Origin of the sequence: Staphylococcus sp. acrmy (assembly GCF_022690565.1) — a bacterium.
Lineage (GTDB): Bacteria > Bacillota > Bacilli > Staphylococcales > Staphylococcaceae > Staphylococcus > Staphylococcus caledonicus.
The window spans coordinates 29,926-42,825 of the sequence record NZ_JALCVE010000006.1 but is presented as its reverse complement, the minus strand read 5'-3'; the positions used below and the strand labels follow the sequence as shown (position 1 = coordinate 42,825).

At 33.3% G+C, this 12,900-nt stretch carries 14 protein-coding genes; 12 read left to right on the top strand and 2 right to left on the bottom strand.

Going from position 1 to position 12,900, the window contains the following annotated elements; all coding sequences use genetic code 11:
• Window positions 1-9: 9 nt before the first annotated feature.
• Window positions 10-321, top strand: coding sequence for a rhodanese-like domain-containing protein (locus FH144_RS07595; RefSeq protein WP_107507566.1), 312 nt, complete (start codon window positions 10-12; stop codon window positions 319-321).
• 131 nt (window positions 322-452) lie between these two features.
• On the opposite strand, the gene FH144_RS07590 is transcribed toward FH144_RS07595, so the two are convergent.
• Complete coding sequence (locus FH144_RS07590) at window positions 453-1,715, bottom strand: BaiN/RdsA family NAD(P)/FAD-dependent oxidoreductase (protein WP_242314803.1); 1,263 nt, start codon at window positions 1,713-1,715, stop codon at window positions 453-455.
• Window positions 1,716-1,985: 270 nt separating this feature from the next.
• Here FH144_RS07590 and FH144_RS07585 point away from each other — a divergent pair, with 270 nt between their 5' ends.
• From FH144_RS07585 to trmB, 7 genes are all read left to right on the top strand, one after another.
• Window positions 1,986-3,623, top strand: a complete 1,638-nt coding sequence (locus FH144_RS07585) for a putative polysaccharide biosynthesis protein (protein ID WP_242314801.1) — start codon at window positions 1,986-1,988, stop codon at window positions 3,621-3,623.
• Complete coding sequence (locus FH144_RS07580) at window positions 3,620-4,312, top strand: pseudouridine synthase (protein ID WP_242314799.1); 693 nt, start codon at window positions 3,620-3,622, stop codon at window positions 4,310-4,312. Before FH144_RS07585 ends, FH144_RS07580 begins: the two co-directional genes overlap by 4 nt.
• A gap of 20 nt (window positions 4,313-4,332) precedes the next feature.
• Entirely contained in the window at window positions 4,333-4,764 is a 432-nt protein-coding gene (locus tag FH144_RS07575; RefSeq protein ID WP_107507562.1) for a YtxH domain-containing protein, read from the top strand.
• 152 nt (window positions 4,765-4,916) lie between these two features.
• A complete protein-coding gene (locus FH144_RS07570) occupies window positions 4,917-6,326 on the top strand; it encodes a Cys-Gly-3M3SH dipeptidase (protein ID WP_242314797.1) in 1,410 nt (469 codons plus the stop codon).
• A gap of 3 nt (window positions 6,327-6,329) precedes the next feature.
• The gene (gene dat / locus FH144_RS07565; RefSeq protein ID WP_242314795.1) at window positions 6,330-7,178 is read left to right on the top strand and encodes a D-amino-acid transaminase; all 849 of its coding nucleotides are present in this window, start codon (window positions 6,330-6,332) and stop codon (window positions 7,176-7,178) included.
• 641 nt (window positions 7,179-7,819) lie between these two features.
• Window positions 7,820-8,611: a phosphotransferase family protein gene (locus tag FH144_RS07560; protein WP_107507559.1), complete on the top strand. Its 792-nt coding sequence runs from the start codon at window positions 7,820-7,822 to the stop codon at window positions 8,609-8,611.
• A 13-nt stretch (window positions 8,612-8,624) separates the two neighbouring features.
• Window positions 8,625-9,275, top strand: coding sequence for a tRNA (guanosine(46)-N7)-methyltransferase TrmB (gene trmB / locus FH144_RS07555; RefSeq protein ID WP_242314794.1), 651 nt, complete (start codon window positions 8,625-8,627; stop codon window positions 9,273-9,275).
• A gap of 174 nt (window positions 9,276-9,449) precedes the next feature.
• Here the strand turns inward: trmB and FH144_RS07550 are convergent, their stop codons facing one another.
• Window positions 9,450-9,767, bottom strand: a complete 318-nt coding sequence (locus FH144_RS07550; RefSeq protein WP_242314793.1) for a PepSY domain-containing protein — start codon at window positions 9,765-9,767, stop codon at window positions 9,450-9,452.
• A gap of 85 nt (window positions 9,768-9,852) precedes the next feature.
• Between FH144_RS07550 and FH144_RS07545 the strand changes: the two genes are divergently transcribed.
• From FH144_RS07545 to ytpR, 4 genes are all read left to right on the top strand, one after another.
• The gene (locus FH144_RS07545; protein WP_242314791.1) at window positions 9,853-10,941 is read left to right on the top strand and encodes a M42 family metallopeptidase; all 1,089 of its coding nucleotides are present in this window, start codon (window positions 9,853-9,855) and stop codon (window positions 10,939-10,941) included.
• Complete coding sequence (locus FH144_RS07540) at window positions 10,938-11,249, top strand: thioredoxin family protein (RefSeq protein ID WP_242314788.1); 312 nt, start codon at window positions 10,938-10,940, stop codon at window positions 11,247-11,249. The genes FH144_RS07545 and FH144_RS07540 overlap by 4 nt, the downstream gene beginning before the upstream one ends.
• 165 nt (window positions 11,250-11,414) lie before the next feature.
• Window positions 11,415-12,272 (top strand): DUF1444 domain-containing protein, encoded by an 858-nt coding sequence (locus FH144_RS07535; protein ID WP_242314786.1) that lies wholly within the window; start codon window positions 11,415-11,417, stop codon window positions 12,270-12,272.
• A 21-nt stretch (window positions 12,273-12,293) separates the two neighbouring features.
• Window positions 12,294-12,890, top strand: coding sequence for a YtpR family tRNA-binding protein (ytpR, locus tag FH144_RS07530; protein WP_198611611.1), 597 nt, complete (start codon window positions 12,294-12,296; stop codon window positions 12,888-12,890).
• Window positions 12,891-12,900 lie beyond the last annotated feature (10 nt).

Sequence of the window (12,900 nt, the reverse complement as noted above, 5' to 3'; positions counted from 1 at the left end):
GTTTTATATATGGAAAGTATTTCAATAGATCAATTAAAAGAAAAATTATTAGGGTCTAATCCTGTGAATGTCATTGATGTGAGAACTGACGAAGAAACTGCATTAGGTATCATTCCTGGTGCGAAAACAATTCCAATGAATGAAATTCCTGATAACTTAAACCACTTCAATAAAAACGAAACATATTATATTATCTGTGCAGCTGGTGTACGTAGTGCTAAAGTTGTGAACTATTTAGAAGACCAAGAAATTAATGCTGTCAATGTTGACGGTGGTATGAATGCATGGGGTTCTGAAGGAACTGAAATAGAAAGTATTTAATAGATTCTTCGATTAGATGATATAGTATTTAAAATAATAGCTCGACGATGACTTCAAAATTAAATTTGAAAACATCGTCGAGCTATTTATATTTATCACCCAATTTGAATTTAACTTTTAATAACAATAACTTAATCTTCTGGTTTGAATTTACCCGCTTCATTTCCGGCTACATGTCCCGTTACTAGCGCACTTGTGATATTATAGCCGCCAGTATAACCATGAATATCTAGTACTTCACCGCATAAATATAACCCGGCTTGTTTCTTAGACATCATTGTTTTTGGCCATAATTCTTTAAGAGACACACCACCACCTGTAACAAAAGCTTTTTCAATAGGAAGGGTACCATTGACGGTAAACGTAAAGCCTTTCAAATTATCAATCAAGCGTGTAAATTGTTGATTTGAAAGATGATGGTATGTGGTATCATTGTCGATTTCTGATTGCTCAAGCATAAAGAGCAAGTATCGTTCTTCTAACAATCCTCTTAAACTATTTTTTAAATATTTATCAGGTTCATCTTTTAATAATTTTAAGATTTTTTCTTCTAATTGAGCACGTTTCAAATCTGGAAACACATCTAATTGCATTTTTATATCTTGCTTCTTTTGATTTTTTTGTTCTTTATATACGAATTGACTGCATCGTAAAGCGCCAGGTCCACTTATACCAAAGTGTGTAAAGATCATATCCATTTGATGACTTATACGTTTTTTACCATTTTTCTTTAAGACAGATAACTCAACGTCTCTTAAACTTAAACCCTTGAGTTGTTTAGATTTAATAAAGGGCTCACTAGAAGTAATAGGTACTTCAGTTGGGAAAAGTTCTGTAATAGAATGACCAAATTGTTCAGCAAAAACATAACCATCTCCGGTTGAACCAGTTTGAGGCACGCTAGTACCACCCGTGGCAATAACTAATGACGTGGATTCAAAAGTTTCATTTTGAGTGCGAACTATGAAATGATCATTTTCCGCAATAGCAACATCCTTAACAACTGTTTCTTCTTTAATTTCCACATTATTTGATTTAATCGTATTCACTAATGTATCGACCACGTCTTGAGCCTTGTTGGACATAGGGAACATACGTCCATGATCTTCTTCTTTAAGTTTTACTCCGCGCGATTCAAAAAATTCAATGATTGATTCATTATCAAAAACTGAAAACGGACTATATAAAAATTTGCCATTACCTGGTATATTTTCAATAATTTCTGCATAGGGGAGACGATTAGTAACATTACATCTGCCACCACCTGAAATTTTAAGTTTACGACCTAGCCCTTTTTTCTTCTCTAATAAAAGGACTTTATCACTATGTTCACTCGCTGCGAAAGCGGCCATAAGACCACTTGGCCCTCCGCCAATTATAATTGTTTGATACATTGCGTGACCTCCGTTTGCAATTTGTCTTCATCGTCAGTATTTAGTATTAATTTGAATTCTAAATAAAATTAGTTATAATTTAAGATTGGTTCTGTAAATTAAATTATATATGTATATTCGATATAGTGTTAGTTAATAATTTTAATGAAACTGTTAAAGATATGGGAAACAATAAGTATTTTGTGATATATTTTATATTAATGCAAGCCGTTAGAATATGCAGATTGTAAATTAATTATATCGATTATTAAAAAGGTAGGAAGATTAAATATGAGTGAAAATAAGGAAATGGTACGTGGCACCTTTCTGATTACATTGAGTATTTTAATTACAAAAGTATTAGGCGTACTATTTGTAATACCGTTCTATGCGATTATGGGCGCCAATGCTGAGGAAAAATTAGCTCCATTTAACTATGCATATGTTCCTTACAATATTGCTATTGCCGTTGCAACTGCTGGGATTCCATTAGCAGCTTCTAAATTTGTAGCTAAATATAATGCGTTAGGAGCATATAAAGTAGGGCAAAAGCTCTATAGATCGAGCTTTATTATTATGAGTATATCAGGGGTTATAGGGTTTTTAATTTTATTTGTGCTGGCACCTGATATTGCAAGAATCACCTTAGGCCAAAAAGAAGGTGTAGGGGGATGGACTATCCAGGATATCACATGGATTATTAGAATCATAAGTGTAGTTGTAGTCTTTATACCACTATTAGCTACATGGAGAGGTGTCTTTCAAGGTTATGAATCCATGGGTCCAACAGCAGTGTCTGAAGTAACAGAACAACTTGCAAGAATTATCTTTATTTTAATTGGCAGTTACTTAGTTATCAATGTATTCCATGGTTCTTATTTAAGCGCAAATGGCGTAGCAACATTTGCAGCCGCCATAGGTGCTATCGCCGGGTTACTTACACTTTGGTACTATTGGAAGAAACGTAAACCTCATATAGATAAGATGGTTGAATCAGACCATACAAGTTTAGAAGTTTCCTATACCAAAATGTATAAAGAAATTATTTCATATTGTATTCCTTTCGTTATTGTTAGTTTGAATTTCCCACTATTCAACTTAGTAGACCAATTCACACATAATAATGCGCTTGATGCAGTTGGATTCCATGTAAATAAAGACTATTTCTTTACTATCTTAAACTTCACAACTAATAAAATTGTGATGATTCCAACTTCATTAGCAGCTGGGTTTGCGGTAAGTTTAATTCCATTTATCACAAAAACATTTGCCGAAGGACGATTAACAGAAATGCATCGTCAAATTCAAACTTCAATTGGCGTATTAATGTACATAACTGTGCCAGCAAGTTTAGGAATAATGGCGTTAGCTTCACCGTTATACACAGTCTTTTATCAATATAATCCAGATGGTAACAAGATCTTATTTTACTATGCGCCAGTCGCTATCTTAATATCTTTATTAAGTGTTACAGCTTCAATGTTACAAGGTATTAATAAGCAAAAATTAACCGTATTTATTATTCTTGGAGCAGTATTAGTGAAATTGATTTTAAATATTCCTTTCATCATGTTGTTCCACACGCCAGGCGCTGTGTTAAGTACAGCAATTGCCTTATTAGTAGCGAATATTGCAAATTTAATGGTTTTAAAAGTTCACGCAAAATATCATTTTACAGATACATTTGTTCAAGTCGCTAAGATATTTATTTATAGCTTAATCATGATGATTAGCGTTGAAGTAGTATATCTAATCTTAAGTTTATTTATTCCAGTAGAACGTAAATTTGGCGCTTTAATCATCTTAATCTTAGGTGTCATTGTCGGTGGCTTAATTTATGGCACAATCACGATTAAGAATCGTTTAGCAGATGAATTTTTAGGGGACTTACCTGGTAAAATTCGTCGTAAAGTTGGGTTCTTACGATGAGATTAGATAAATTTCTGGCCAATATGGGTGTAGGTACGCGCACTGATGTTAAACAAATTTTAAAAAAAGGTAGCGTAACCGTTAATGATAAAATAGAAAAATCACCTAAAACTCAAATTAATCCAGATATTGATGTTATCTACGTGAATGGTGAAAAAATTGCGTATATCAATAATGTTTATGTGATGTTAAATAAACCTAAAGGATATATCTCTGCCACACACGATAATTCAGCTCAAACTGTTATCGATTTGATTCCGGAATATCAACATTTAGATATATTTCCAGTTGGACGATTAGATAAAGATACTGAAGGATTACTTTTAATCACCAATGACGGCCAACTTAATCACGATTTGATGAGCCCATCTAAACACGTGTCGAAGACTTATGAAGTTGTATCAGCAACTCCAATTACCGATGATGATATTCTTGCTTTTGAAAATGGTCTAGAACTATCAGACGGGCCGGTTAAACCAGCAGAATTAGTTAAAGTTAACGAGAACCTATCACATGTGACAATCTATGAAGGTAAGTACCATCAAGTAAAAAGGATGTTTCATGCTATCGAAAATGAGGTATTAGAATTAAAACGTCTTAAAATCGCTAATTTAGCGTTAGATGAAAAACTTCAATCAGGTGAGTATAGATTACTCACTGATGAAGAATTAAAACTATTACAGCAATAATAAAGGAGAAGGTGTTAACTATGGCTAAAAGTACAGGTTTATTAAGAATTGTTGCTGGAGTTGGAGCAGCAGCTGCAGCTGTCGTGTTATCTCGTAAAGAAAGCAGAGATAAATTAAAAGAACAATATAATAAATATAAAGAAGATCCAGAAGGTTATAAAGAAAATGCTAGAGGTTTAGCAAATCAAATCGGTTCAAAAGCGAATGAAACGATTCAAGAAGTAAGAAATAATCCTCAAGACTATGCTAACCGTTTAAAAAATGATCCTAAATCATTTATAGAACAAGAAAAATCAAAATTTACTGATTTAAATTCTAATCCTAATAAAACGGATGATTTAGAAGAAGGTAAATTTGATGATGAAGGTGGTACAACTGTTAATAATAATTTAAGAGTTGTCACTGAAGAAGATTTAAAAAATAATAAAAATGCATTAGAAGATAAAGATTAATCTTATTATAGCGAAGATGTTTTTGAGTGAGAACGTAATGTTCTCGCTCTTTTTTTATAAAAACTAATAAATATTCTGACATCTCACTGTAATTTATCGTCATAGTTATGTAAAATAAAGTGTAAATCTATTGAAAAGGAAGTTGATCTCGAATGTGGAAAGAAAAAGTTCAAGAATATGAAAGTCAGATTATTGATGACTTAAAAGGTCTACTTTCAATTGAGAGTGTTAGAGATGATTCACAAGCTACTAGTGAAACGCCAGTTGGCCCAGGACCTCGTGAAGCACTTGACTATATGTATAAAATTGCCGAGAGAGACGGTTTTTCTACACATGATGTAGACCATATAGCAGGAAGAATTGAAGCGGGCAATGGGGATGATGTTTTAGGTGTATTATGCCATGTCGACGTGGTGCCAGCTGGAGACGGATGGGATTCTGATCCATTTACACCAGTTGTCACAGATGACGCTATAGTTGCTAGAGGGACACTTGATGATAAAGGTCCAACAATTGCTGCATATTACGCAGTTAAGATTTTAAATGACATGAATGTAGATTGGAAAAAACGAATTCATATCATCATAGGTACAGATGAAGAATCTGATTGGAAATGTACGGAAAGATATTTCCAAACTGAAGAAATGCCAACATTAGGTTTTGCACCTGATGCAGAATTCCCAGCAATTCATGGGGAAAAAGGTATTACAACATTCGATTTAGTCCAAACGTCTACGTTTGAAGATTCTAATGAACCAGATGATGAGTTATTATCATTCGAATCTGGTCAACGCTATAACATGGTGCCTGATCATGCCAAAGCACGTGTGCTTGTAAAAAAAAATATGACAGATGTAGTCCAACACTTTGAACAATTTTTAGATGAACATAAATTACAAGGTGAAGGCGTCGTTGATAGCGGCGAATTAGTATTAACAGTTGAAGGTAAAGCCGTACACGGTATGGACCCATCATTAGGTGTCAACGCCGGCTTATACTTATTAGAATTCTTATCAACATTAAATCTAAATCAAACTGCCAAATCATTCGCAGAATTCAGTAATCGTTATCTACACGAATCTCATTTTGGTGAGAAAATGGGAATGAAATTCCATACTGATATTATGGGAGATGTGACTACTAATGTAGGCGTCATTTCTTATGACAACAAAAATGGAGGCAGATTCGGAATCAACTTACGTTATCCTCAAGGTTTTGAATTTGAAGAAGCCATTGAACGTTTTACTAAAGAAATTAAAGAACTAGGCTTCGATATTGAATTAGGTAAAGTTCAACAACCACATTACGTTGATAAAAATGATCCATTTGTACAAACACTAGTAGAAGTGTATAGAAATCAAACAGGAGATATGTCAGAACCTTATACTATCGGTGGTGGCACATATGCTAGAAACCTTGATAAAGGTGTAGCATTCGGAGCAATGTTTGCAGATTCTGAAGATTTAATGCATCAAAAGAATGAATATATTACTAAAAAACAATTATTCAATGCAACAAGTATCTATTTAGAAGCAATTTATGCGCTATGTGTGGAGGGTTAAACTATGACAAAAGTATTTATTAACGGTGAATTTATTAATCAAGAAGACGCTAAAGTATCGTACGAGGACCGAGGCTATGTATTCGGCGATGGTATTTACGAATATATTAGAGCCTATGATGGCAAATTATTTACAGTTACCGAGCACTTTGAACGTTTTATTAGAAGTGCAGGAGAACTCCAAATAGACCTTGGATATACAGTAGAAGAATTAATCGACATTGTGAGACAACTCTTAGAAGTTAATGAAATTAAAAGTGGTGGCGTTTATATTCAAGCTACACGTGGGGTTGCACCACGCGAGCACAGCTTTCCGACTCCAGAAGTGAAACCAGTGTTAATGGCTTTTGCGAAAAGTTATGATCGACCATATGAAGATTTGAAGAATGGCATTAATGCTGTAACTGTTGAAGATATCAGATGGTTACGTTGTGATATTAAAAGTTTGAACCTTTTAGGTAACGTACTTGCTAAAGAATATGCCGTAAAATATAACGCTAGTGAAGCAATTCAACATAGAGGCGAAACGGTCACTGAAGGTGCTTCAAGCAACGTATATGCGATTAAAGATGGTAAAATCTATACTCATCCCGTTAATAATTACATTTTAAATGGTATAACTCGTAAAGTGATTAAATGGATTACTGAAGACTATGAACTTCCATTTATCGAAGAAACATTTGACGTTGAATTCTTGAAAAATGCAGATGAAATCATCATTTCTAGTACCTCAGCAGAAGTAATGCCTGTGATTAAATTAGACGGTGAAACTGTTGGGGATGGCAATGTAGGACCTATTACTCGTAAATTACAAGAAGGGTTCGATAAATACATTGAGACTAGAAGTAATTAATTAAGCATATAAAGATTTGGACAAAAGTTTTTAGGGTTTAGGCAAAACTCAATAATAAGCAAAAACTTGAATGTAATTTCCTAATCTATAATTATACTTTATTCATTTTCAGCCAACGTTACAGGAGCGAAACGAAGACATCTTCGAAATTACTTTGGATTTTTGTTCCGCGCCCATAATTATGAATAAATTTTAAAATAATCATCTATTTAACTTTTTGATTTAACTAGCGAGAGACTAAGCTTTTGCTGCTAGTTTAAATCGAGTTGAATAAGATGATTATTTTTTATTGGTTTTAAACGAAAATTGTCCGGCAAATAGGGTAATAATATGATATACTGTTACTTAAAGATTTAACGGAATTTTAGCCATCTCAGACTAGTAAAATGTATCTTTTTGTTTCTCATTTTCAGTTGAAAAATAAGGCTAAAAATTATAAAATCATCAATGAGTGATTAAAGAGACGTCATTAATATTTAAACGTCTAAGGGACAATAAAAACTAATTATTTTAAAATTAATATCTATGAAAACATAGTGTAATCGCGTTATTCCAACAACGGGATATAACAAATTAGAATATATGGCTCTTGAAAACTATATTTCTCGAGCCATTTTCTAATTGAAAGTGAGGTGAACGAGTTGGAGCAGTTTTATCAGTTAGGGTGGACGCTTGACTCAGCTGGCGGAGCTTCAGGTGAAGCATATATGGCTGAACAAGATGGTCAGAAGTTATTCTTAAAACGTAATTCTAATCCATTTATAGCAGCGTTATCAGCAGAAGGCATTGTACCTAAATTAGTATGGACGAAACGTATTGAAACAGGCGAAGTCGTTACAGCTCAACATTGGAAGAACGGTAGAGAGTTAGAGCCTTCTGAAATGTATCAAACTAGAGTAGCTGAATTATTGAAGAAAATACATGGTTCTAAACCATTACTTAATATGCTAAAACGCATGGAAATGGAACCTATTACGCCGACAATTATGTTGAAAAAAATTAATACTTCATTATCCAGAGAGGTGTTAACTCATCATATCGTGCGTAAAGCTTTAACTTATCTAGAAGAGCATATACCAAATTTAGATCCACGTTTCTTTACAGTAGTTCACGGTGATGTTGATCATAATAATTGGTTGTTATCTGACAGAGATGAATTGTACTTAGTGGATTGGGAAGGCGCAATGATTGCTGACCCTGCGATAGACATAGGCATGTTGCTCTACAACTACGTTCCCAAGAAGAAATGGTCTCAATGGTTTAGCACGTATGGTGTCGAAGAAACGATTGATTTAAACAAACGTATGAAATGGTATACAGTTATTCAATCTATTGGCATGGTGCAATGGTATGAAGAACAAAAGAGATTTAAAGATATGAACACTTGGTTAAAATTTTTAAATGAAGTTATGAATAGTAACTTATTTATTTAAGGAGATATCACGTATGAGAGTTCGCTACAAACCATGGGCGGAAGATTATTTAAAATCGCATCCGGATTTAGTGGATATGGACGGTACACATGCAGGAAAAATGACGGAATGGTTTGATAAACAACAACCTATCTATATTGAAATTGGCTCTGGTATGGGACAATTTATTACGACGTTAGCTGCTAAATATCCTGAGATTAATTTCGTGTCTATGGAACGAGAAAAAAGCGTTATGTATAAAGTTCTAGACAAAGTGAAAGAACAAAACCTCACAAATTTAAAAATGATTTGTAACGATGCAATTGAATTAAATGAATATTTTAAAGATAATGAAGTATCTCGAATTTATCTAAACTTCTCAGATCCATGGCCTAAGAAAAGACACGCTAAACGTCGCTTAACATATCATACGTTTTTAGCGTTGTATCAACAAATTCTTGAAGAAGATGGAGAAATTCATTTTAAAACAGATAATCGAGGATTGTTTGCCTTCAGTTTAGAAAGTATGTCGCAATACGGTATGTATTTTACTAAATTAAATTTAAATCTTCACGATGAAGATGACGAAGATAATATCTTAACTGAATATGAAAAGAAATTCTCTGATAAGGGCTCACGTATTTATCGTATGGAAGCTAAGTTTCATGATAATATTAAACGTTAGTTAAGCTAGACTCACATTAATTACATTGGAAGACGCCAATGATTAATGTACTAGCTTATTTTTTATAGTTTTAAGAGAACAAGTAAAAGCACCAAGCAACTATAGATCGTTGCTTGGTGCTTTTTGATTGTTTAGCATTTCTCTCTATATTTTGCTTTTAAAAGATATCGATAATTATAATTCTTGAATATTTAAGATTTCACCTGTTTTAGCGTCTGCGTAGAACACGTATTCAATAATCTTATTATGTTTGTTTTGTGTAATGCCACCTTGGTAAATTAATCTTTCTGAATAGAGGTTATCGTCGACAAATGGCTGATGAAGAATGTACGAGCCTTTTATGTCCATGAAATAAGATTTCGCTTCTTCTAATATTTTGCCAGGGTCTTTAACTCTGTTATTTTCAAAAAGAAAATAAAACACAATCGCTGTAGATAAACCAAGTGTTAGAGCTACAGGAATGGAGATGTATTTATAAGTTTGACGTGTCATAATCCTTACCTCTCTATAATTAGTTCATATCATTAGTTTACCATAATCAAAATGATATAATACATTTAAGGAGCGTGTTTATAAGATGCAAAATGACAAAACTTTAGAACGTATTAAAACGTTAACAGAATTGCATGGCGCACCAGGGTTTGAAGAACAAGTGCGTGCGTTTATGAAAAAAGAAATGACACCTTATGTAGATGAGTTTGTGACGAATCACATGGGTGGTTTTTTCGGTATTAAGAAGTCTAAGAAGGCAAATGCGAAACGTGTAATGATTGCTGCACATATGGATGAGATTGGATTCATGGTGACGAATATTACTTCTAATGGGATGTTACAATTTACCAATCTTGGTGGCGTAGCAAATGATATTTGGCAAGGTCAACGATTACAGGTTAAAAATAGAGAAGGCCAAAATGTAATTGGAGTGGTTGCTAATATTCCTAAACATTTTAGAACTGGTAACGAAGCAGCGCCAGAAATTAAAGACTTAATGTTAGATATCGGAGCTGAAAGTGATAATGAAGTAAGAGAACGTGGTATCGAAATCGGTGACACGATTGTACCTTATGCGCCATTCACACAATTAACTGAGCATCGTTTTAGTGCTAAGGCATGGGACAATCGTTATGGTTGTGTCATTGCAATTGAAATATTAGAATTACTCAAAGATGTTGAGTTAGATGTTGATTTATATGTAGGAGCTAATGTTCAAGAAGAAGTAGGTTTAAGAGGTGCTAAAGCTGCAGCTGAATTAATTCAACCCGATGTGGCATTTGTTGTCGATTGTTCTCCAGCGAATGATATTAAAGGTAAACAACAATTATCTGGAGAATTAGGTAAGGGGACATTAATTCGAATTAAAGACGGTACAATGATTCTTCAACCTACGTTCCGAGATTACTTATTAAATCTTACAGAACGCTATGATATCAACCATCAATATTATATTTCTCCAGGTGGTACAGACGGCGGAGAAATTCATAAAGCAAACCAAGGTATTCCAACAGCTGTTATCGGGGTATGTGCAAGATATATTCACAGTACCAATGCGATTTTTGATATTCGAGATTACTTCTCAGCCCGTCAGTTATTAAAACAAGCAATAATTAACTTAGATGATAATCAAATTAATACATTACAATTTCAAAATGAAGGAGAAAATTTATGATTAAATTAGAATCTGAACAACAATTTGAAGATTTAAAACAGGGTCACACAGTATTTGAATTTACTGCGGGATGGTGTCCAGACTGTTGCGTAATTGAACCAGATCTACCTAAATTAGAAGAAAAATACACAGATTTTAAATTTGTATCAGTTGATAGAGATGAGTTTATAGATTTAGCTATTGAAAATGATATTATGGGTATTCCAAGTTTTTTAGTATATAAACAAGGAGAACTTGTAGGAAGTTATATTGGTAAAGAACGTAAATCAATTGAACAAATTGATGAATTCTTAAATCAATATAGTTAACTTTCATTCGAAATAGTATTGTTTTATTTCAGAAATTATATGCGATAAACCTTTTAGTACTTTAATTGATTAAAATGAATTCGTATATTAGATGAATTTTTCTGTAATTGAATGCTTATTTATTGTAAAATATGATAAGGTGCGAATATAGGAGTGTTGTTAATTATGAACGTCTTTCAAATGAGAGATAAATTAAAGCAATGTTTAAGCCATTTAAACGTCGATTTTAAGTTCGACCGTGAGGAAGAAACCTTACGTATATACAGACAAGACAATCATAAAGGTGTAACAATTAAGTTAAACGCGATTGTTGCTAAATATGAAGAACAAAAAGAAAAAATCGTTGATGAAATTGTGTATTACGTCGAAGAAGTTGTAGCTCAAATGGATGATGAGGGACTTTCACGCATGAGTGATATCCAAGTCATGCCTGTTATTCGAGCAACTAGTTTTGATAAAAAGACGCAAGAAGGTCACAAATTTATTATAGATGAGCATACTGCTGAAACTAACATTTACTACGCACTTGATTTAGGAAAATCCTATCGTTTGATTGATGAAAGTATGCTTGAAACACTTGGATTAACTGCGCAACAAGTGAAAGAAATGTCTTTATTCAACGTGCGCAAATTACAAAATAAATTTAAAACAGATGAAGTAAAAGGTAATATTTTCTATTTTGTGAATTCGAATGATGGATATGACGCGAGTCGTATTTTAAACACTAAGTTTTTAGATGATATCTATCAACAATGTGAAGGTGAAATGCTAGTAGCCGTGCCACACCAAGATGTGTTAGTCGTTGCAGATATTCGCAATAAAACAGGTTACGACGTGATGGCCCATTTAACTATGGAGTTCTTTACTAAAGGACTTGTACCAATTACTTCCTTATCATTTGGTTATGAAAAAGGTCATTTCGAACCTATCTTCATCTTAGGTAAAAATAATAAACAAAAACGTGATCCTAATGTGATTCAACGTTTGGAAGCGAATCGTAAAAAATATAATAATAAGAAATAAAGCAAATAGAGGAGAATAACAATGAATTTATTTTACAATAAAGAAGGCGTAGGCGACGTTGCGTTTTTACAAATTGAGCCTACTGATGGTCCATTTGAGTACAACACTAAAAATGATGTAGTTACAATTACCCATGAAGATAAAATTGTAGGTTTTAACATTTTTAATTTTTCTAACTATCATCAAATTGAAAATAACGGCCATATTAAATTAACTTCTGAACTTGTAGAAGCATTACAACAAGCAATTTCAAAAGCCGGTATCGACTTTAAACTTGATGCAGACTTATCACCAAAATTTGTAGTTGGATATGTGAACACTAAAGAAAAGCATCCAGATGCAGATAAATTGAGTGTGCTTAAAGTAGATGTAGGTACTGAAACATTACAAATTGTATGTGGTGCACCAAACGTAGATGAAGGACAAAAAGTAGTCGTCGCTAAAGTAGGTGCTGTAATGCCAAGTGGGATGGTGATTAAAGATGCTAAACTACGAGGCGTTGATTCAAGTGGTATGATTTGTTCAATGAGAGAATTAGACTTACCAAATGCACCTCAAGAAAAAGGTATTATGGTTTTATCTGATGACTATGAAGTCGGCAAAGCATTTTTTGAATAAAAAAGGAAGG